The following is a 20,899-nucleotide window of genomic DNA, read 5'->3' as shown; positions in this document are numbered from 1 at the left end:
TTTGTCCTAGAACCTCCGTATGAATAAGCAAAGAGGTGGATAGTATGTCGATTTTGGTGACAGGTGCAGCTGGATTTATCGGTTTTCATGTAGCACGACAGCTTTTGGAACAAGGACAGATGGTGTGGGGGGTAGATAATTGCAATGAGTATTACGACCCGGTCTTAAAGAGCAAACGACTGGAAATCCTCCAAGCGTACCCATCTTTTCGTTTTATCAAAGCGGATATTGCGGATCAGAGTAAAATGGACGAGTTGTTCCGAAAAATGAAGCCGGAGCTTGTCATTCACTTGGCCGCTCAAGCGGGCGTCAGGTACAGTCTGGAAAACCCCCATGCCTATACGACTTCCAATATCACCGGGTTTCTGCACATTTTGGAAGGCTGCCGGCGGTCGAGAGTCAAGCATTTGCTCTACGCATCCTCAAGCTCCGTCTACGGAGGGAATACAAAGCTGCCATTTGCGGAGTACGATCCCGTAGATGAGCCGGTCAGCTTGTACGCAGCAACGAAAAAAGCCAATGAGCTGATGGCCTATACCTACAGTCATCTATACGGCTTGCCTGCGACGGGACTTCGCTTCTTTACGGTATATGGGCCGTGGGGTCGACCCGATATGGCGCTCTATACGTTTACCAAGGCGATTTTGTCGGGAGAGCCTGTCCGAATTTTCAACTACGGCAACATGACGAGGGACTTCACGTATGTGGACGATATCGTCGAAGGGATGCTGCGACTGATGAATCGAATTCCCCAAAGGGAAGGGGGGAAAGCGCCGCATGCGGTCTTTAACATTGGGAATCACCAGCCGATCGATTTACTTACGTTTCTCTCGATTCTGGAAGAGAAGCTGGGGAAAAAGGCTGTTCGCGACTATTTGCCCATCCAGCCGGGGGATGTTCCTGCTACCTATGCGTCAGTTGAAGCTTTATATGAAGCGACAGGCTTTCGCCCAAAAACACCAGTCGATGTGGGGATATCTCGCTTTGTAGACTGGTACGTCAGCTATTATGGTGTCGCTCATGCGTAAAAAAGTGGGAGTAGTAGGTCTTGGATATGTAGGACTGCCTGTCGCGATTGCTTTTGGCCAAGTGCTTCCAGCGGTTGGTTTTGACATAGACAAAAGACGCATACGCAGTCTGGAGAGCGGAATAGACGAAACCGGAGAGATGTCGACAGAAGAGCTGAAGCGAGCCAACATCACATACACAGATGACCCCGCAAGTCTAGCGGCGTGTGATTTTATTATCATAACGGTACCCACTCCTGTCGATTCTGCGAAACGGCCCGATATGCGGGCACTCATTCTCGCGTCTGAGAGCGTTGGGCAACATCTGACTACAGGGACCATCGTCGTCTATGAATCGACAGTTTATCCAGGAGCAACAGAAGAGATTTGTATTCCTGTACTGGAACAAGCTTCTGGAAAGCTGGCGGGGATTGATTTTTATGTCGGCTACTCACCTGAACGGATTAATCCGGGGGATCGAGAACGGAGATTGTCCCAGATCGTCAAGGTCGTTTCAGGGCAGGATCGCCAGACGTGTGAAACGATTGCCGAGATGTATGGGCTGATTGTAGAGGCAGGTATTCACAAAGCGCCCTCGATTCAGGTGGCTGAGGCAGCCAAGGTGATTGAGAATACGCAACGCGACATCAACATCGCCTTAATCAATGAGCTCTCGATTATTTTTGATCGTTTGGGCATTTCTACGGCAGATGTGCTCCAAGCCGCTCGGACCAAGTGGAATTTCCTTCCGTTTTCTCCAGGACTCGTCGGTGGTCATTGTATTGGCGTCGATCCGTACTATTTGACATACAAGGCGGAGAGTGTTGGTTATCATCCGCAGGTCATACTGGCTGGACGACGCATCAATGACGGAATGGGCAAGTTCGTCGCGACCTCGCTCGTGAAACAAATGATCTGGCAAAATATTGCGATTCAAGGCTCGCGGATCACGATTATGGGCATTACCTTTAAAGAAAACGTGTCGGACATTCGCAATAGTCGGGTCATCGACATTGTCCAGGAACTGAAGGAGTTCGGAGTAGAGGTCCAAGTGACAGATGAATTGGCTTGTCCAGAGCGGACGAGAGAGGAATACGGCATTCAATTGCGAGAGTGGGAAGATCTGCAGCCTGCCCACGGTATCGTATTGGCCGTACCTCATGAGCGATATCTGCACCTGGGATGGGAGGAGCTTGCCGGGCTCTTGTATCAGGGGCAAGGTGTCATCGCGGACGTGAAAAGCGTGTTAAATCGTGAAACATGCCCGGCAGAAATTAGCCTGTGGCGTTTATGATGACCATTCTTTGAATAACGATCACCTGGAGCGGATGAATATGAGCTACCGGAAGAGAAGGTTCTGGTTAAGCTTATCGGACGCAGGAATTATCAGCTTGGCTGTCTGGTTGGCCTGCCTGGTTCGATTTGATTTTTCTTTCACAGAAATAAGCGAATATCAACCTATGTATTTGATGATGGGCCACGTACTGTTCGTCGTGACAGGCATGCACTTTGCTCAACTCTATCGACCTGTTTTTCGCTATGTCAGTGTTCGCGAACTGGTCTCGATCATTTTTGCCACGAGCTTTTCCGTTTTCGCGCTCTATCTGGTACTAAAAATAACGTATCTGCTTGGTTGGTCCATCCGATTTCCCACCTCACTTTTTCTGATGACGTTAGCCTTTGTGTTGCTCGGCATCACAGGCTCCCGGTTCGTATGGAAGTGGTGGAATGAAGAGAGGGAGAAAAGAACGCAGGAGCGCAGGCGCACATTAATTATCGGGGCAGGCAACGCAGGTGTGCTCGTAGCCAGAGAGATGAAAACCTCGCCTTTGTCGGAGCTTCGTCCAGTGGCCTTTATCGATGATGAGCCCAGCAAACAAAATCTGCGCGTGTACGGCTTGCCGGTCGTAGGGAATCGGGCTGATATCGCCCGTGTCGTGCAACGACTTTCCATATCAGACATTGTGATTGCGATGCCATCCGCTTCCCGGCAGACGATTAAGGAGATTTTCGACATTTGCAAAACGACGAGAGCGAGTGTCAAAATTTTGCCGCACGTAGCAGACATCATCAGTGGAAAAATAACGATGAACATGATTCGGGATGTAGCGTTGGAGGATTTATTGGGAAGAGAGCCTGTTCAAGTCAATCTGGAAGAGATTACGGGGTACTTGCGACAGCAAGTCGTACTCGTGACAGGAGCGGGCGGCTCGATTGGGTCCGAGCTTTGCAGACAAATAGCTAGATTTGGCCCAAGGAAACTTCTTCTCTTGGGGAATGAAGAGAACGGGATTTTTGAAATGAGCCTGGAGCTCTCGCGTTTGTTTCCTGAGCAGGAGACCGTCAGCTTGATTGCGGATATTCGTGACAGACAAAGAATTGCTTCGATTATGCATGAATATCGTCCCGCCGTTGTTTTTCATGCGGCAGCCCACAAGCATGTGCCATTAATGGAGAACAACCCGTGCGAGGCATTAAAAAATAACATTCTGGGTACGAAAAACGTGGCGGAATGCGCGCTGGAAACCAGTGTTTCTCATTTCATCCTGATCTCGACGGACAAGGCAGTGAATCCAACCAGTGTGATGGGTGCCACGAAAAGGATCGCTGAGCTTCTGATCCAGGGTTATAACCATTTCGGACTTACCCGGTTTGCGGCTGTTCGTTTTGGAAATGTCCTGGGGAGCAGGGGGAGTGTCGTTCCTGTTTTTCTCAATCAAATCCGGGCAGGTGGACCGATTACTATTACACATCCCGATATGGAGAGATTTTTCATGACCATTCCTGAGGCTGCCCAGCTCGTCATCCAGGCGGGAGCACTCGCTCAGGGAGGGGAAATATTCATTCTCGATATGGGAAAACCGGTCAAAATTGTCGATATGGCTCTCGATCTGATTCGCTTGGCAGGCTTGGAGCCCGGGAAGGATATTCCGATCGTATTCACGGGAATTCGTTCGGGTGAGAAGCTGTACGAAGAAATTTTGACGGCGGAAGAAGGCCTGTCATCTACTTGCCATAATCGCATCTTCATTGGGAAGCCGCTCGATTTTTCATGGAATGAGCTCTTGGCAGGGATCGCCCGGTTGGAGCAAATTGCAGACAAGGGATCGACGATGGAGGACAAACAATCCATTATCGAGATTTTGCAAGGGATCGTTCCAGGCTATCAATCCGCTTCTTACGTGAAGGAAGAGTCTACGCCAGTCCCTTATCCAGTGGCGATCGGATGAGCGTCAGCAAATGGAAGGAAAAGATCGCCACGATCAAGTGGAAGCGGCTGCTCGTGTGGGGAGGATTGCTTTGTCTCATCAGCTTGAGTGGTTATAGTGTGTACGTCTATCTGTCGTTAAAAGAAACGGCCAGCAAAATGTACCTCCCTATCCGCACGCAGAAATCTGTCGAGATGCCTGTAGCGACTGAACCAGCATCTGTGAGACAAACACCGATCATGAATTCCCAAGAAGCAACGACACCGCCTGCGGTTGAAGTGGAGAACCCCGCTATCTTGCCCAAAGAACCGATCACCCTACTGCTTCTTGGCGTTGATGAACGAGAGAATGACAAGGGGCGCTCTGATGTCATCCTCGTGCTATCCGTCAACCCGAAAACGAAATCTGCGTTGCTCATCAGCATACCGCGTGATACGCGAACCGTTATCGCTCACAAACGTACCCAGGATAAGATCAATCACGCCTATGCATTCGGCGGAGTGCAGCAGGCAGTAGACACCGTCGAGCAGTTTCTCCAATTTCCCATTGATTACGTGGTGACCGCGAATATGGAAGGATTCGCAGGTGTGATCGATGCGCTGGGTGGAGTGGAGGTCAACAACAAGCTTGCCTTTACTTATGCCGATTACACCTTTCCGGTCGGTCCCATCCAGTTAGACGGGAAGCAAGCCTTGGTCTACGCTCGCATGCGCTACGAGGATCCGAGAGGCGACCTCGGGCGCAACGAAAGACAGCAGGAAATCATCAAGGCATTGCTGGACAAAGGGGTAACTCTTGCAGCGCCTACCCGATTGAATGATGTCCTTGCGACGATGGAGAAATACGTGAAAACGAACATGACTTTTGATGTGATGAAACAGCTTGCCTTAAGCTACAGCACGGCAGTTACCTCCGTCGAGACGATTCGTTTGGAAGGAAAGGGTCAAGTGATCAATGGAATCTACTACTATATCGTCAGCCCGCAAGAGCGCAAGAGGTTGACTGAGAGTCTTTCAACTTTTCAAAAACAAATCGAACCTCCCGTACAACTGCCGAAAGAAGGAAATGACAGCATGGCGGGGCAAAGGGGGAAGCAGGATGAATGAGGAGCTTAATCTTCGTGAAATACTCCTGATGCTGTTGAAGCGCTGGAAGCTGATCCTTTTGATTACCTCTTTATGTACTATCGGAACAGCGCTCGTGAGCTTCTATTTACTGACACCGATTTATCAGGCTAAGACGGAAATATTAGTGAATCGCTCGCTGGATTCAACCGTAGAGAGCGTGCTATCCGTCGCGGAAATTGATTCCAATCTGAAATTGATTGAGACCTATCGCGTGATTATTGAAAGTCCGCGTGTAATGGAACGCGTGCTCGAAGTGATCGGGGCAGGCGCTACGATGGAGGATCTGCTGCTGCATACGAAGGTAGAGCCAGTCAAGGACTCGCAGGTCATTTCCATTACGGTAGAGGACCCGGATCAGGGCAGAGCTGTGCTCATCGCCAATACAATCGCAAAGACCTTTCAGGAAGAAGTCGTCAAAATGCTCAGCATGAATAACGTGCATATTTTGGCGGAAGCCCGAAACAATCCGGCGGCCATTCCCGTGAGCCCAAAACCGATCCTCAATTCAGTGATCGCCTTTGTCCTCGGGTTGGCAACATCTATCGTCGTCGTCTTCTTGCTTGTGCAGATGGACACCCGCCTTCAATCGGAAAAAGAAGTGGAGGAGTATTTAGGCTTACCTGTACTGGCAACCATTGCGGTGATCGACAAAAAAACACGGAAGGCATTTCGCCAGCCCAAGGTGGAGGAAGTGAGGAATGAGTATGAGAAGGCAGAAGCCTGATGATCGTTACCAAAAGCTGATCGCCCATTGGGAGCCGCTGTCACCGCTGGTAGAGGGCTACCGTACTCTTCGCTTAAACATTCAGTTTTCCATGGGCGACAAGCTGATGCAAACGATTTTAGTCACCAGTCCAGGGGCTTCTGAGGGGAAAACGATCACCGCTGCCAACCTGTCCTTGATGATGGCAAAGGATCACAAGAAAACGGTGCTGCTTGATTTTGACTTGCGCAATCCGCGCGTACATTTCACCTTTGACATGCCCAATCTGTACGGGATCAGCTCTTATTTTTCGGATATGTGCGAGATAGCCGATATTATTCAACCATCTGGTGTGTCAGAGCTGTCAATCATTACGGCAGGGCCGATCCCGCATAATCCGGCGGAAATGCTCGGGACGCCACGGCTCCTGGAATTGATGGCATATCTGCGTCACAACTTTGATTTTGTGATTGTCGACAGTCCGCCTTTGATCGTAAGTGACGCAATGGTGCTGGCGAGAGAAATGGACGGCTGTGTCATGGTGGTGGATGCAAGCAAGACGAAGCGGGATTCTGCTGTCAAGGCGGTAGAGCAGTTAAAAGCGGCAGGAGCCAATCTGCTCGGTGTTGTCCTCAACAACAAAAAGGTAGGGAAGAGAGAAGGCTACTACGGATATGGGTACAACGCATAGCAGAAAGTGGGGCGTTTGTAGGCATGCATGCCCTCAAATTAGCTTGGCAACGACAATGGAGCCGTCTCAATAAAGATCGCGATGTTCACGAAGTGATTCGCGGCTCGGCCTTTACGTTTTTGTTTCGGCTCCTCGGCTTCGTACTGCTCTATCTCTTGCAGTTCTACATTGCCAGAGAGTATGGAGCCGAGAGTCTGGGCATCTATTCGCTGACGATCACCCTGATGAACATCGGAATGGTGCTGGCCGTTTTGGGGACGGATACAGCCATAATCCGCTTTCTCTCGGAATTTCGTGCGAAAGGCTCACTTTATCAGATTTCCGAAGTATTCAACAAGGTAGTACTGTGGGCGACGCTGATTTCGATTGTGCTTGGGGCACTTTTGCATGTGTTCTCAGAGCAGGTGTCCGACTGCGTATTTGCAGGGGAGCTGCCAGCAGAGGCACTGCGAGTCGTCGCGTGGATGCTTCCATTTGTGTCGCTCGCAAGGCTGTATGCATCTGCGTTTCGGGCACTGCATCGGGTTGTCATCTCGATCACTGTCGATATCGTCGGTATGCGTTTTCTGCACTTGGCGTTTCTCTTCATCGCCATACCTATTTTCGAACCCAGTACGATGCTCTTGATTCAACTGCTCGCAGCTGCTGTTATCTTGAATGCTGTCTATGGGATGGGGCAGTGGTATGCGACGAGCCGAGGTTTCTGTAACGGTGCACAGCCGACTGCGGGAGAGCCTGGTGTTGGGTTGAGGGAAATTATGGCAGTCGCACTCCCGATGTATCTCAGTGCGTCAATGGAATTGATTATGACGTGGACAGATATGATTATGCTGGGCATTTTTACGGATGCAAAAACTGTCGGAGTATACAGTGTGGTCATTCGTCTGGCAATGGTGACGGGCTTTGCGCTGATTTCCATCAATACGATCCTCTCTCCCAAGTTCTCTGAGCTGTACGCACGTAATGATATGGACGGCTTGAAAAAGATGATTGCGTTTGCCAATCGGCTCATTTTCTTCACCTCTGCTCCTCTCAATCTGCTGGTGGCGATATTCGCTGTTCCGTTGCTCACTTTTTTTGGCGAAGAGTTTGCGAAGGAGAGCCTCGTCCTTGTGATTTTGTGCATGGGGCAGTTTGTCAATTTTTGCACAGGCAGTGTCATCCCCTTATTGACGATGACCGGGCATCAAAACACGGCCCGCAATATTCTTGTCTGTTCAGCTGCACTAAACATAATCGGAAACGCTTGTCTCATTCCGCTGTATGGAATTATCGGGGCAGCCATTGCTACTTCAATCAGCCTGATCTGCCGAGATCTTTGTGCTTCGTATTGGGCATCTAAATATTTTGGCTTTCGTACGTGGTACATCCCGTTTTTGTCCGAAAAATATTCCGTCTCACTATCGGAGACGAGGTCATGAAGAAGGTGGCTTACCGTGAAGGATGAGCTGTATCCGTCTATGTTTTGGGATAGTGAAGAGACGCGCCATTGCCGTGTGCAGGTGCAGAAGCCGTGGAGCAGGGAGGAATTTTGGTCGTATTACTTCACCCGTCGTATCTCTATCTACGTGAGCTTATTGCTGGCCCGAAAAACACAAATATCCCCCAACGCAATTACAATGGGGGGAATTGTCGCCGGACTTGTTAGCGCTGCAGCATTTATGTACGGAACGGCGGCATCCTTTCTGCTCGGCTGCTTCTTCTGTCAGGTGTGCTACTTGGCGGATTGCGTCGACGGGGAAGTGGCCCGCATGCGCAACCAGAAGAGCAAGGGCGGAGAATGGCTGGACATCGGGCTCAACTATGCACTCTACCTGGTGTCATTCGGTGTGATATACGGGATTATCAATCATCACGCGTTGTTGGGGCCGTGGCTGCTCTATTTGATTCTGCTCACGATTTTTGCAGAGATCTTGGCGACCAATGGCTCTGATCTCGTCTTTAGTCAAGGGAAGATCTCTCACGAAACGGTCTCCATGAGAAAGCGCAGCAAATGGCTCGATGCTTTTGTCTTCCTTTTTCTTACCCAAACGGGCTATCAGTTGGGCGTGCTCGTTACCGCGTTTCTGTGGGCAATCAGCGGTCAGAAGCTATTTTTGCTCCTATGGACCTTCTACCACCTGTTCGTCGGACTGGCCAGATCGGTGTACAAGCTGAAGCTGAACATCAAATACGTCATGCCATCTCTGAAAGAAGGAGGGGAGTCGGATGAAGGCACTGCTCATGGCAGCAGGTCTCGGGTCACGAATCAACGAGCAAATTGACGGTATTCCCAAGTGTACAGTGGATATCGGGAACCAAGCGCTCATTGAAAATACGATAGCGGAGCTAAGGCGCCACAGAATTGAAGAGATCGCAATGGTGGTGGGCTATCAAGCCAACGTGATTACCAAGCTGCTCAGAGATGAATCGATTCGTTTCTATCACAATCCTTTTTATGATCGGACGAATAGTATGGTGTCTCTCTGGTTCGCCCGCGAGTTTTTGCAAGGGGATGACTGCTTGCTGCTGAACGCCGACGTTTACTTTGAATCAAGGGTGCTGGAAGTCGTGCTGCAAGAGACCGCATGTCCTGTCATGTATGCTGATCCAGTCCGTCGCTATGAGGGAGATTATAAATTTGGCTATGAAAACGGACTGTTGCTCCGCCATGGAAAGGAGCTCTCGCTGGAAGAGACAACTGGCGAATACGTTGGAATTGCCAAGGTTCAAGAGAGCTTTCTGCCAATATTTTTGCGGCGATTACAAAGGTTGATTCAGGAGAAGCAGTATGATTTGTGGTGGGAAAATGTCCTGTATTCTTTTTTGGGCGAAAGGAATGTGTATGTCACACAAATACCACCGGGATTGTTTTGGGCAGAGGTTGATACGTGGGAGGATTATCGGCGAATCCTGCAATTCACCAACCATCTGGCGCACAGGTAAATGATGATCAAGGAAAAGCTCTCAGCGGATAAGGTTCTTCTTTTGCTATACGTGGTGCTAAAGCCCTTCTACTTCTTCCCCAGTGGCAATCCGCAAATCGCCGATTTTATTATGCTGGTCTTGATCACCTACAGCTTCTTGTTTCGCCTGGGGCGGATCAACCGCAGACTCGGATTTTTTCTCTTCCTTACCCTTCTATTTTTGTACGACATTATGATGGTGAATGGTATATGGGCGATTGCACTCGGCGGGGAAATGGATGTATTCAGCTCGACCAAGTGGTATTTGTACAACGGAGCCGTGATGCTTGCCCTGGTTATTTTGTTCAGGCGCAACCCTCAAGAGTACGTCAAATGGGTCTTCCTGGCTACGGCCACTTCCTTGCTCGTTCAGGCATTCATTCTCGTGTCAGGACTGTCACCGGATAGTGACGAGTTCAGGCAATCCTTGTTCTTTAACAATCCGAACCAGCTCGGCTATTTTGGGCTTTTGTGCATGGGGATATGCCTGCTGTGTGCTCGCTTCGTATCCGTGAAGACCATTCCTCTCTTTATTGCGATCGGTACGGCGTTTAGCATCATTGCAGCGTCCCTGTCGAAAGCAGCGATCATTAGTGCCGTAGGGATGTACCTCGTTTTTTTGCTCCTCTCCATCAAAGAGAGAACGGGCCTGTTTTGGATGAATCTGCTTTGCGTGCTCGTCTCGTCCTTCACTGTTTTCTTCATCTATTTGTACACCAACGAAAACGTGCTGAGCGACGCATCTATTTACACACAAATTGAAGAACGGATGGTATCGCTCGGGGAAGATTCGGATGACAATTTGGCAGCGCGGGGCTATGACCGGATTGCCAACCATCCGGAGTACATTTTGTTCGGAGCAGGGGAAGGGATGTACGAGCGATTTAACAGCAGCATTTCATTGGAGCTCCATTCTACCTTAGCCAATCTGTTCTTCTCCTACGGCGTAATGGGCACGGTGTTGTTCATTCTTGTGATGTATGGAGCGGTCCGTGGGCATCGATTGGTTGCGTGGTATCCGCTCGCATTCCAAATTTTGTATGGACTTACACATAATGGAATTCGCGAAACGTTTTTCTGGATCATGCTCGCGCTGTATTTCGTGACAGCCGAAATCAATACGCGTCAGATCAAAAATGGCGGTGATCTGCTTGAAAAAAATCTTACAAATATGCGCAATTGACCGCTCTGTAGAAAGCTTGCTGTTTCCCTTGATTGAAAAGCTGATGGATGAAGGCTACGAGGTGCATACTGCGTGTTCGGATACAGGGCGATTTGATGTGCTAACAGCGAAGGGATTGACGCTCAGAAGTATCCCCATTAAGCGAAAGATCGACCCGATTTCCAATTTGGTGACCATTGGGGCCTTGTATCGGCTGATGAAAAGGGAGAAGTATGATGTCGTGCATGTTCATACGCCGATTGCGGCTGTTCTCGGACGCGTGGCAGCAAGGCTGGCAGGAGTGCCACATGTCATTTACACAGCGCATGGCTACTTTTTTCATGAGGGCATGAGCAAAAGCACGTATCAGATGTACTACACACTGGAAAAGTGGTTTGCCCGGCATATGACTGACTATCTTTTGCTTCAAAGTCGAGAGGATTACGAATTGAGCGTGCAGGATGGCTTCTCCTCTCTGGCGGAGCGAATTCTGCATATTGGCAACGGCGTTGATCTCACAGAACGCTTTCACCCCCGACACGTTACGAGAGAAAAGGTCCAGTCTATCAAGTCCTCACTGGGGCTGCGGGATGATCATTTGGTGATCACCTATGTAGGACGCATGGTGTCGGAGAAAGGGATTTTTGAGCTGTTGGAGGCCTTTCGCAAGCTGGCGGGCGAATTTCCGCGTCTGCGCCTCTTATTGGTGGGGGACGTGTCTTCCAGTGAACGCGATCAGCGGGGTCAAAACTTCGTGGAGCTTTGCCGACAGCATCCGCAAATCATTTTAGCTGGATTCCGCACAGACATCCCGGAGTTGATGGCCACAAGCGATATTTTTGTTCTTCCCTCTCATCGCGAAGGACTGCCTCGATCCATCATTGAGGCGATGGCGATGGCAAAACCGATCGTCGCCACGAATATCCGTGGATGTCGGGAAGAAGTCAGGGACGGGGTCAACGGATTTTTAGTAGAACCAAAACAAGTATGTCCCTTGTATGCAGCCTTAAAAAAGCTCGTAGTGGATTCAAGACTCAGAGAAGCATTTGGGCAGAACAGCCGCAGCATCGCGCTTGAGCACTTCGATGAGCGTACGGTCCTTGCGAAGCAGGCGGCGTTATTTGCCCGGCTGACTGGTCAGCTGCGAGAAGAAAGAGAGCAGGAGAAAGGAGGCAGCGGAGAAGATTGGACAAGACGGGAGCATTCGTCATTTCCCTAGACTTTGAACTTTACTGGGGCGTCCGAGACAAGAGAACCATTCAGTCCTATGAGCAAAATTTGTTAGGCGTTCGTCAAGTGATCCCCGCGATTTTGGAGCTGTTTGCCAAATATGAAATGCACGTCACCTGGGCTACTGTCGGTTTTTTGTTTTGCGAGTCTCGCAAGGAGCTGGCAAGTGTCGTCCCACGGCATCTCCCGGCGTATTCCGATGAAAAGCTGTCACCTTATCCCTATATGGACACAGATGCGATTGGAGAGCATGAGCAGGTCGATCCGTACCATTTTGCTCCTTCCTTAATCAAGCTGATATCCTCTTACCCGCATCAATTCATCGGAAGCCACACCCTTTCCCACTATTATTGTCAAGAGCCGGGACAGACTCCCGAAGCTTTTGCTGCTGACCTTGCTTCTTTTCATAGATTAACTCGCAAAAAAGGATATTCCCCTTCCAGCATCGTTTTTCCGCGAAATCAGGTGCAGCCTGCTTATTTATCTTTGTGCAAGAAAAAGGGGTTTCGTTCCTATCGCGGCAACGAGAAGTCATGGATGTACCACACAAGAGGGGCTGCCGAGGAGACATTGTTCAAACGAGCGATGCGACTGATGGATGCGTATGTGAATCTCTCCGGTCATAACAACTATGTTTCATTACAGCGGAGTCCAGAGGGAATGGTCGATGTACCATCCAGCCGTTTTTTGCGTCCTTATTCTCCACGACTGCAGAGGTTGGAGAAATGGCGCATGAAAAGAATCAAATGCGACCTGACTCATACGGCAGAGCACAAGCGTTTGTACCATCTATGGTGGCATCCGGAAAACTTTGGGAACCACATCAAAGAGAATCTGTCCTTTTTAGAGGAAATACTCCAGCATTACTCCATGTTACGCGAGAAGTACGGCATGCAGAGCCTCAGTATGGAGGAAGCGGCAGCGAAGTGGAATCAACAGGAGGTGCGGCATGAAGTCTTTGTTTGATCGTTGCGTATCCTTCCTGATGCTCGTCATGCTGTCCCCATTGATTTTGCTAGTGAGTCTGCTCATCCGCTGGAAGCTGGGGTCTCCGGTTTTGTTTGTACAGGAGCGACCAGGTTTGCATGGAAAACCTTTTTTCATCTACAAATTTCGCACAATGACCAATGAGTGCGATGAGAGTGGAGTGCTTCTTTCTGATGAGCAGCGACTGGGATCATTCGGAGCGCTTTTGCGCAAGTATAGCTTGGATGAACTGCCGCAATTATGGAATGTGCTTCGTGGTGAAATGAGCATCGTAGGGCCGAGACCGCTGCTGATGGAGTACCTGCCTCTGTACACGCCGCGGCAATTAAAGCGACACGATGTAAAGCCAGGGATTACAGGCTGGGCGCAGGTCAATGGGAGAAATGCGATTAACTGGGAGCAAAAGTTCGAGCTGGACGTCTGGTATGTAGAAAATGGCAGCTTTTTTCTGGATATGCGGATTATCGGTCTGACGATCAAGCGTGTTTTTCAATCGACAGGCATAAATCAGCAGGGCAGCGTCACGGTAGAAGACTTCAGAGGGAGTGATAACACAGAGCACGCTGGGAGGGAAGCATGTGAGCCTGATCGTACTGTCGGAGCAGGATGATTGGACCGAATATTTGCGACGTTTTTTACATTTGGACGTGTCCTACACGAAAGAATTTGTGCAGCTATACGCCAAAATGGAGCAGGGTACGCCAGAAGCTGTTTTTTTCAAGAGTGGGGAGAACGAGGTTTTCTATCCGTATTTGGTCAGACGTCTGGATGGGTGGATTTCCGGCTATGCCGATTTGGTTTCGATTGGATACGGAGGGCCATTTGTCGTGGGAGGGCAGACGGCTGCCCGATTGTTCCAGGAGCAATTCCACGTCTACTGTCGGTACAAAAACTATCTGACAGAAACGGTTCGCTTTCATCCGTTGCTGGGGAATGCGGAGCTGTTCGCGGGTCAAATGCGGCTGGATCTGGTGAGGATGGTAACAGCGGTCGATTTGCGCCCCACACTTGCCTACATTCGTGCCCACTATACGCAAAACGTCGGACGAAATATGAGGAAGGCTACGGCAAACGACGTCCGGGTTACATTGGGTGGGACCGATCGGCTGCATTCTTTTATCCAGATGCATCGGGAGACGATGGACCGCAATCGAGCCGCGGCGCACTACTACTATGCTCCGGAATTTTTTGCGGGGCTCATGAAAAAAACAGCATTGTGCAAGCCCCGCCTTCTGCTTGCTATACATGAGGATCGGCCGGTGGCGGGAGTGCTTTTGCTCAGTGGAAATCAATTCGCCCACTATCAGCTAGGGGCATCCCATACGGAGGACATGGCACTTGGCGTCAACCACCTCCTCTTCGACGCCATGATCCAGCAGGCAAAGCAGGATGGAGCACAGCTCCTTCTCCTTGGAGGCGGAAATCTGGATGGAGATGGCTTGTTCCGTTTCAAGTCCTCGTTTGCAAACGGCAATCATTTTCCTTACTGGATGGGCAAGAAAGTTCACGATGAGGAAGTGTATCTGGCTTTGTGTCAAAAACTACAGGTCGATCAGGCTGGCGAGCAAGATTTTTTTCCTGCCTATCGCAATGGGGGGACGTCAAAATGAGTGCGCAGCAGCGGATCTTTTTATCACCGCCACATATGGGGGCGGATGAGCGGGACTTGGTGGCAGACGCCTTTGCCTCCAATTGGATCGCACCGTTGGGGGAACACGTGGATGCTTTTGAACGAGAGATTGCCCAGTATGTGGGCGTAAAAGCTGCACTGGCTGTGTCCTCTGGTACGGCTGCTATCCATCTCGGGCTAAGGCTAGCGGGCGTCGCTCCGGGTGATACGGTGTTTTGCTCCAGTCTCACCTTCGTCGCCAGTGCCAATCCGATTCTGTACCAGGGAGCGACTCCTGTATTCATTGATTCCGAGGAAGGGTCTTGGAATATGTCTCCGCAGGCATTAGAGCGAGCCTTGAGGGAAGCGGCAGCAGCGGACAGGTTGCCCAAGGCGGTCGTCATCGTCAATTTATATGGGCAGAGCGCAGATATGGGGCCGTTGATTGGGCTTTGTGAGCAGTATGGGGTGTGCGTGGTGGAGGATGCAGCAGAATCGTTAGGGGCTGTATACAAAGGGAGAATGAGCGGTGCCTTTGGTCATGTTGGGACCTTTTCATTTAATGGCAATAAAATCATGACGACTTCAGGGGGTGGAATGCTCGTCTCCGATGACGTTGAGGCGATCGAAAAGGCGCGCTTCTGGTCGACGCAGGCGAAGGAGCCAGCCAGGCATTACCAGCATGAAGAGATGGGCTACAACTATCGGTTGAGCAACGTACTGGCGGCGATTGGCCGGGGGCAGCTGCGCGTATTGGAGGAGCGCATCGAGGCAAGGCGAGGGATTTACAAGCGTTATGAACAAGCCCTCGGACAATTGCCTGGTATTTCGTTCATGCCCGAGCCGGCGACAGGGCGATCCACACGATGGCTGACCGTGATGACACTGAATCCAGCGGACACAACCCTCTCTGCTGCACAACTGATCGATGCACTGGGCAAAGAAAATATCGAAGCGCGTCCCGTGTGGAAGCCAATGCATCTTCAACCGTTGTTCGAACAGTGCCAATACTATCCACACCAACCTGATGAGAGTGTATCAGATCGCTTATTTGCCCAAGGGGTTTGCCTGCCGTCCGGTTCCAGTTTGACCGCTGAACAGCAAGAGCGAGTCGTCGATGTGATCACGAACTGCCTCCTGAACCAGGAACAGGGGGTGCGCCATGTATAGTTATGAGCAGGTAGAAAAATGGCGCAGTCTCTGCTCGTCTTCTTTTTACGTGCTGGATACAGTGAAGCTTTCCGAGAACTATCGCCGTTTCCAACGGGCTTTTACTCGACGCTATGAGCATGTAGTCGTCGCGTATTCCTATAAGACCAATTATTTGCCGTTTTTATGCCAAAAGCTGCATCAGTTAGGGGCGCATGCAGAAGTTGTCTCTCGACTGGAATACGAATTGGCACTAAAACTCGGCGTCGATCCTGCCTCCATTATTTTTAACGGCCCGCTCAAAACGGAAGAGGACATTCACCTTGCCTTAGAGCAGGGGAGCCTGATCAATCTGGATTCCTTTTCGGAAATACCGTGGGTGGTGGCCTATGCCAAGCAGTACCCCGAGCAGACGATTCGGATCGGGCTGCGGATTAATGTGGATTTGGCCAGGGGTGGAGTGAGCCCTCTGCAAAATGGGTACGAGGTCAGCCGATTTGGTTTTTGCGTCGAAAACGGTAATTTGGAAAAAGCCCTGAGCCAATTGACTGTCGCCCCGAATGTGCATGTAGTCGGGTTGCATGGACACTTTTCCACGAATCGCAGTGTGGGTGTATATCGTCAAATAACGCGTCATCTATGCCGTTTGGGGAAACAGCATTTGGGAGAGCGGCTTGCTTTTATCGATATTGGAGGCGGATTCTATGGCGAGCTCCCGGCCTCGTTCGGGATGACAGCTGCACCAACCTTTGAGGAGTACGCCGAAGCGATTACATCTGTCGTGAGGGAGGAGCTGGCGGAGCTGGATCATGCGCCGTTGCTGATTCTGGAGCCGGGTATTTCACTTGTGGCAGATACCGTTGATTTCGTTTGCCAAGTCATCGATGTAAAGGAAAACAGAGGAGAGCGGTTTGTTCTCGTGGATGGCAGCATTCACAATGTCAAGCCGACGATGCACGCGCACCTCTTGCCTGCCCGACATGTATGCAACCGTAAGTCAGTTCCCGAAGCGAGCTATCATGTTGTCGGGTATACGTGTATGGAAAAAGATTATTTGCTTCAAGATTACACGGGGCCTTTGCCTGATAGCGGGGATTATTTTGTCTTCGGTCACGTGGGAGCTTATACGCTCGTCTTTAATCCGCCATTTATTCGGGAGAGGCCGCCGGTTCTCGCCATCGACGGAAATGAAGCGATCATTGTCAGGGGAAAAGAGACTCTCCAACAATTCATTCCCGAATCGGTTTATCGTTTTCACGTTGACAAGCAGGAGGTCGTGAACTGAATGAACGTACTTGTGACCAGTGTAGGCAGACGAGTCAAGCTGCTCCACTATTTTGTACGGGAATGGGGTGACACTGGCAAAATCATAGCAGTCGACTGCGATCCGACGGCCCCGGCCCTGTACGCTGCCCATCATCACGAGCAGGTGCCGCGCATCGACGATCCTGGTTATCTAGATGCCCTGCTGCAAATTTGCCAACGGTACGAGATCAAGGCAATCCTCTCTTTAATAGACCCTGAGCTGACACTGTTGGCTGCGCATGCAGATCATTTCTACATGCAGGGCATCGAGGTGATCGTGTCCAATCGGGATGTCATCCAGATGTGCTTGGATAAGATGGCAACGTATGACTTTTTGTCCGCACACGAGATTCCTGTCATTCCCACCTTTACAAAAATGGACGAGGTACAAGCAGCGCTTTTTTCAGGGCAGATTACGTATCCATTGATCGTTAAGCCGCGGTATGGGAGTGCCAGTTTGGGCATCACACGTGTAGAGAATGATCAAGAATGGTCCGTGCTCATGGAAAAAACGGAGGATGTCGTCATTCAACCGTTCTTGCAGGCGGAGGAGTATGGAATGGATGGCTATGTGGATCTGATCTCGGGGGAGCTGGTGACACTTTTCGCCCGCAAAAAGCTGCGGATGCGAGCAGGGGAGACGGATCGCTCCCTGGCGGTAAAAGATCCGCGGCTGCTTTCACTAGCGAAGGAACTCATTCGTGTCCTAGAGTTGCGTGGGCCCATTGACATCGATTGTTTCTTGGTGGGAGATCAGTACGTTGTGTCGGAGATCAATCCCCGTTTTGGCGGGGGGTATCCGCATGCTCACGAAAGCGGAGTGAACAGCGTCCGTGCGCTTCTCCAAAACATAAAGGGGCTGGTGAATGTGTCAAAAGTGGGGGAGTACAAGGAAGGAAGCATCATGATCAAATATGATGAGGTCATGCTTCTGGAGTGAAGGCAACCACCATCTTTCATGAGCCGGCATGGGCAGGAAGCAAAACGGAGCTCCTGCCCTCTCAGCATTCCGGTACCCCAATTTTCATCGTACTGGTATATCTCTGTACTGTGCTATAATCATAGTTGGGCGTCCATTATAATCGCTCGCTTGATTGAAGGTTAGGAGTGTTACTCGTCTTGGTTATGATCCAGTTCGTTCGTTATCGGTAATGTGAGGTACAGATCAACGTAATCCCGCATTTTTTTGAAAATGCTTGGGGTTTATTTGACTGTGCCTTTTTTCATTCACCGAAATACGAATGAATGGGGTGCTTTTTTTGATTTCTACAGCTATCTCCCAACATGTGGAGATTTTTCGTTGTCCAATTTGCATGGCGGCTATGCGCAACGTACCTGCAACCAGCTTGATATGCAGCAATCATCATTGCTTTGATTTATCCAAGCACGGCTATGTTCACTTGGCTTCGCGAACCTACAAAACAAAGTATGACAAGCAAATGTTTGCAGCGAGAAGGGCGATAATGGAACAGGGCTTTTTTCATCCATTGTATGACGTCTTGAGTGAAGTCATCCTGCAAACGAAAGAACCTGAGGAAAGCCAGATGTACGTGCTCGATGCAGGATGCGGCGAAGGCTATCATCTGACGCAGGTTCGGCAGAGAGTAATGCAAACAAGCGAAGTCCCCTTTATCGGAGTGGGTGTCGATCTCGCCAAAGAGGGAGTTATGCTCGCTGCGAAGAGCGATCCAGAAGTAGTTTGGTGCGTCGGCGATTTGACGAAGGCGCCGTTTGCGGACAAACAGTTTCCGTACATTTTCAATCTGTTATCTCCATCCAATACGGATGAGTTTCATAGACTCCTGGCTGATGAAGGAAGGATAATCAAAGTCATTCCAGAGGCCAACTATTTGCGAGAGCTACGAGAAGTCTTGTATCAAGACACACCCAAAACAAAATATGCGAATCATCGTACGATCGAGCACTTCAAAGCCAGCTTCCAGCTAATCGGCAAGGAACGGGTTCAGTATCAGTTCCGATTGGATGAAGGGAGTCTTTCTTCTCTGCTCCAAATGACTCCGTTGGCATGGGGGACGACACCTGAGCAGTTGGACCGGGTGTCTGACTTGGCAGGAGTGGACATGACGATAGACTTGGTTGTGCTGATTGGCAGGAAATAAAGCAGCGACTGTCTGGAGCGGGAAAATCCGTTCCGGACGGTCGCTTTCCTATTTTTACATGGGTCTTTGTTGACAGCGTTCTTTATTTTTCTGAAAATGAGTATGAATAGTCGGAAAGTTTCGGAGGGATCGTATGGAGGCTGATCAGGATAAGGCTTCCTTTTTGCGCGTAAAACCTTTTCTTGCAGATATTCAAAAGCATTGCTTGTCCCTCACGAAAAACGAGTGGGATGCGCAGGATCTCCTGCAAGAAACATTGACGAAGGTGTATCGTTCCTTGCAGAAGGCTCCAGAGAGAGAACTAACCAAGGCATTTTTGAGGCAAATTGCCACGAATGCTTGGATCGATCTTTGCCGGAAAGAAAAGGCGAATGAGCATCCCGCCCTGTTTGATGAAGCGATCTATCTGCACCAGTCGAGTGTATCCGATGCGTTTGTGCAGAGAGAGGTGTTCGAGCAACTGGCGGATCGTCTAAATGCCAGACAGATGGTGCTGATTCTCATGATGGACATTTTTTCGTTTACGGCACAGGAAACAGCCGCATTGCTGCATACGACCGTAGGGGCAGTGAAGGAAGGGGTGAAGAGGGCACGCCAGCGCTTGTTCGTGTTGGCTGAGCAATCCCGACAGGATGAAAGTTCGCCCACCAAAAAGAATATCGACAAAGCTGGACGTCGTGATTCGTCCGGTTTTGTATCAAAAGAAGGATTCGAGCAATTTTTGGCTGCCTTTCGTGCGGGGGATGCCTATGCGATTTGTCAAACGTACCTGTGCCTCGCTGAACAGGGCGTGAGCGTGGAAAAGGTTTCAGTAGCAGGTGATCGCCTTTTCTTTGCTGTTCGTGACCCGGATGGACATTTGCTGCATTTTTTTCAGAAATGGTAGAAGTGCCCGTTTCTTTTTCTTCTGTTCTTTCGTTTATGAGGATGAAAGTACATATTTAAAAAAAGGAGCGAACACAATTGAGCATTCATGTGCGTAATTTTGCGGTTGTACAGCTGCCAGTCAAAAACTTGGAGGTATCCATAAAATGGTACCGCGATGTCCTCGGCATTCCATTCACGTTTGAATATACACCTGGAGACAATGAGGCGTGGTTGAACGTAGGCGGAGTAGGTCTCGGACTGATTCGTTGCCCAGAAGTTCCGCGTTTGGACTTTACCGATATGGCCGGACAAGCCCAGCCGATCATCTCCTTGCAGGTAGACCAAATTCATGAGGTTTATGAGGAGTTGAAAAGCAAAGGAATCGAAGTTAGTGAAATGACGTATAAGCGGGGCGGAGGCTACAGCTTTAGTTTTCGTGATCCGGATGGGCATTTGAACCACCTATGGGGTGGCTGGCCTTCTGCTGAGGATGAAGAGAGAAACGCATAGAGTTTACTTCTAGCGCCAAAGATGCCACCTGTGAGAGTTATGCAGGTGGTTATTCTTCTTATCAACGGGGCCGCAGTGGAGAGAAGAATATTTCCAGTCTACGCTCCGGGCTACGTCCTGCTAGGAAGTGGGGACTGTCCGCTTCGCAGCGATTTGCGGGGAAACGCAAAAGTGGTGGCCGCTTCGTAGCGTGGGCACGTTGCATTTCTTTTGCCCGCAAATCACTGCGAAGCTAGGCTGGACTTCGAAAGTCGCTAGGACTGGAAATATTCTTCTCT

Annotated in this window: 20 protein-coding genes; all 20 read left to right on the top strand. The window is 50.0% G+C overall.

Features of this window, described 5'->3' with window-relative positions; genetic code table 11:
• The first annotated feature begins 44 nt into the window (after positions 1-44).
• The 20 genes from C7R91_RS04700 (at position 45) to C7R91_RS04605 (ending at position 20,621) form a co-directional block, all read left to right on the top strand.
• A complete protein-coding gene (locus C7R91_RS04700; protein ID WP_047071771.1) occupies positions 45-1,028 on the top strand; it encodes an NAD-dependent epimerase in 984 nt (327 codons plus the stop codon).
• Positions 1,021-2,301, top strand: a complete 1,281-nt coding sequence (locus tag C7R91_RS04695; protein ID WP_236697922.1) for a nucleotide sugar dehydrogenase — start codon at positions 1,021-1,023, stop codon at positions 2,299-2,301. The genes C7R91_RS04700 and C7R91_RS04695 overlap by 8 nt, the downstream gene beginning before the upstream one ends.
• A gap of 40 nt (positions 2,302-2,341) precedes the next feature.
• Entirely contained in the window at positions 2,342-4,237 is a 1,896-nt protein-coding gene (locus tag C7R91_RS04690) for a polysaccharide biosynthesis protein (RefSeq protein WP_047071773.1), read from the top strand.
• Positions 4,234-5,322 carry an LCP family glycopolymer transferase gene (locus C7R91_RS04685; RefSeq protein WP_047071774.1) on the top strand — a complete coding sequence of 363 codons (1,089 nt, stop codon included), beginning with the start codon at positions 4,234-4,236 and terminating at the stop codon, positions 5,320-5,322. Before C7R91_RS04690 ends, C7R91_RS04685 begins: the two co-directional genes overlap by 4 nt.
• A complete protein-coding gene (locus tag C7R91_RS04680) occupies positions 5,315-6,067 on the top strand; it encodes a YveK family protein (protein ID WP_047071775.1) in 753 nt (250 codons plus the stop codon). The genes C7R91_RS04685 and C7R91_RS04680 overlap by 8 nt, the downstream gene beginning before the upstream one ends.
• Positions 6,042-6,737 carry a CpsD/CapB family tyrosine-protein kinase gene (locus C7R91_RS04675; protein ID WP_047071776.1) on the top strand — a complete coding sequence of 232 codons (696 nt, stop codon included), beginning with the start codon at positions 6,042-6,044 and terminating at the stop codon, positions 6,735-6,737. The genes C7R91_RS04680 and C7R91_RS04675 overlap by 26 nt, the downstream gene beginning before the upstream one ends.
• A 23-nt stretch (positions 6,738-6,760) precedes the next feature.
• Positions 6,761-8,158, top strand: coding sequence for a flippase (locus C7R91_RS04670; protein ID WP_047071777.1), 1,398 nt, complete (start codon positions 6,761-6,763; stop codon positions 8,156-8,158).
• Positions 8,159-8,173: 15 nt separating this feature from the next.
• Entirely contained in the window at positions 8,174-9,001 is an 828-nt protein-coding gene (locus C7R91_RS04665; RefSeq protein ID WP_047071778.1) for a CDP-alcohol phosphatidyltransferase family protein, read from the top strand.
• Entirely contained in the window at positions 8,946-9,662 is a 717-nt protein-coding gene (locus C7R91_RS04660) for a phosphocholine cytidylyltransferase family protein (protein ID WP_047071779.1), read from the top strand. Before C7R91_RS04665 ends, C7R91_RS04660 begins: the two co-directional genes overlap by 56 nt.
• Positions 9,663-10,865, top strand: coding sequence for an O-antigen ligase family protein (locus C7R91_RS04655; RefSeq protein ID WP_047071780.1), 1,203 nt, complete (start codon positions 9,663-9,665; stop codon positions 10,863-10,865).
• The gene (locus C7R91_RS04650) at positions 10,825-12,063 is read left to right on the top strand and encodes a glycosyltransferase family 4 protein (protein ID WP_236697928.1); all 1,239 of its coding nucleotides are present in this window, start codon (positions 10,825-10,827) and stop codon (positions 12,061-12,063) included. The genes C7R91_RS04655 and C7R91_RS04650 overlap by 41 nt, the downstream gene beginning before the upstream one ends.
• The gene (locus C7R91_RS04645; protein WP_047071782.1) at positions 12,030-13,040 is read left to right on the top strand and encodes a polysaccharide deacetylase family protein; all 1,011 of its coding nucleotides are present in this window, start codon (positions 12,030-12,032) and stop codon (positions 13,038-13,040) included. The genes C7R91_RS04650 and C7R91_RS04645 overlap by 34 nt, the downstream gene beginning before the upstream one ends.
• Positions 13,024-13,671, top strand: a complete 648-nt coding sequence (locus tag C7R91_RS04640; RefSeq protein WP_047071784.1) for a sugar transferase — start codon at positions 13,024-13,026, stop codon at positions 13,669-13,671. Before C7R91_RS04645 ends, C7R91_RS04640 begins: the two co-directional genes overlap by 17 nt.
• Positions 13,640-14,671: a GNAT family N-acetyltransferase gene (locus tag C7R91_RS04635; protein WP_047071786.1), complete on the top strand. Its 1,032-nt coding sequence runs from the start codon at positions 13,640-13,642 to the stop codon at positions 14,669-14,671. The genes C7R91_RS04640 and C7R91_RS04635 overlap by 32 nt, the downstream gene beginning before the upstream one ends.
• Entirely contained in the window at positions 14,668-15,840 is a 1,173-nt protein-coding gene (locus tag C7R91_RS04630; protein WP_047071788.1) for a DegT/DnrJ/EryC1/StrS family aminotransferase, read from the top strand. The genes C7R91_RS04635 and C7R91_RS04630 overlap by 4 nt, the downstream gene beginning before the upstream one ends.
• Positions 15,833-17,104 carry a type III PLP-dependent enzyme domain-containing protein gene (locus tag C7R91_RS04625; protein WP_047071790.1) on the top strand — a complete coding sequence of 424 codons (1,272 nt, stop codon included), beginning with the start codon at positions 15,833-15,835 and terminating at the stop codon, positions 17,102-17,104. Before C7R91_RS04630 ends, C7R91_RS04625 begins: the two co-directional genes overlap by 8 nt.
• Positions 17,105-18,064, top strand: coding sequence for an ATP-grasp domain-containing protein (locus C7R91_RS04620; RefSeq protein WP_047071792.1), 960 nt, complete (start codon positions 17,105-17,107; stop codon positions 18,062-18,064).
• A 310-nt stretch (positions 18,065-18,374) separates the two neighbouring features.
• A complete protein-coding gene (locus tag C7R91_RS04615) occupies positions 18,375-19,244 on the top strand; it encodes a putative RNA methyltransferase (RefSeq protein ID WP_106786171.1) in 870 nt (289 codons plus the stop codon).
• 133 nt (positions 19,245-19,377) lie between these two features.
• Positions 19,378-20,130, top strand: coding sequence for an RNA polymerase sigma factor (locus tag C7R91_RS04610; protein WP_047071796.1), 753 nt, complete (start codon positions 19,378-19,380; stop codon positions 20,128-20,130).
• 77 nt (positions 20,131-20,207) lie between these two features.
• Entirely contained in the window at positions 20,208-20,621 is a 414-nt protein-coding gene (locus C7R91_RS04605; RefSeq protein ID WP_047071798.1) for a VOC family protein, read from the top strand.
• Positions 20,622-20,899: the final 278 nt, after the last annotated feature.

The sequence above is a fragment of the Brevibacillus formosus genome, from assembly GCF_003013405.1.
Classification (GTDB): Bacteria; Bacillota; Bacilli; order Brevibacillales; family Brevibacillaceae; genus Brevibacillus; species Brevibacillus formosus.
The sequence above is the reverse complement of the archived record's forward strand: the minus strand, read 5'-3'. Positions and strand labels throughout refer to the sequence as shown.

Bases quoted from the DNA above. Each gene is read 5' to 3' on its own strand.
- C7R91_RS04700 (WP_047071771.1), top strand. From the start codon at position 45: ATGTCGATTTTGGTGACAGGTGCAGCTGGATTTATCGGTTTTCATGTA.
- C7R91_RS04695 (WP_236697922.1), top strand. From the start codon at position 1,021: ATGCGTAAAAAAGTGGGAGTAGTAGGTCTTGGATATGTAGGACTGCCT.
- C7R91_RS04690 (WP_047071773.1), top strand. From the start codon at position 2,342: ATGAGCTACCGGAAGAGAAGGTTCTGGTTAAGCTTATCGGACGCAGGA.
- C7R91_RS04685 (WP_047071774.1), top strand. From the start codon at position 4,234: ATGAGCGTCAGCAAATGGAAGGAAAAGATCGCCACGATCAAGTGGAAG.
- C7R91_RS04680 (WP_047071775.1), top strand. From the start codon at position 5,315: ATGAATGAGGAGCTTAATCTTCGTGAAATACTCCTGATGCTGTTGAAG.
- C7R91_RS04675 (WP_047071776.1), top strand. From the start codon at position 6,042: ATGAGTATGAGAAGGCAGAAGCCTGATGATCGTTACCAAAAGCTGATC.
- C7R91_RS04670 (WP_047071777.1), top strand. From the start codon at position 6,761: ATGCATGCCCTCAAATTAGCTTGGCAACGACAATGGAGCCGTCTCAAT.
- C7R91_RS04660 (WP_047071779.1), top strand. From the start codon at position 8,946: ATGAAGGCACTGCTCATGGCAGCAGGTCTCGGGTCACGAATCAACGAG.
- C7R91_RS04655 (WP_047071780.1), top strand. From the start codon at position 9,663: ATGATGATCAAGGAAAAGCTCTCAGCGGATAAGGTTCTTCTTTTGCTA.
- C7R91_RS04640 (WP_047071784.1), top strand. From the start codon at position 13,024: ATGAAGTCTTTGTTTGATCGTTGCGTATCCTTCCTGATGCTCGTCATG.
- C7R91_RS04630 (WP_047071788.1), top strand. From the start codon at position 14,668: ATGAGTGCGCAGCAGCGGATCTTTTTATCACCGCCACATATGGGGGCG.
- C7R91_RS04625 (WP_047071790.1), top strand. From the start codon at position 15,833: ATGTATAGTTATGAGCAGGTAGAAAAATGGCGCAGTCTCTGCTCGTCT.
- C7R91_RS04620 (WP_047071792.1), top strand. From the start codon at position 17,105: ATGAACGTACTTGTGACCAGTGTAGGCAGACGAGTCAAGCTGCTCCAC.
- C7R91_RS04610 (WP_047071796.1), top strand. From the start codon at position 19,378: ATGGAGGCTGATCAGGATAAGGCTTCCTTTTTGCGCGTAAAACCTTTT.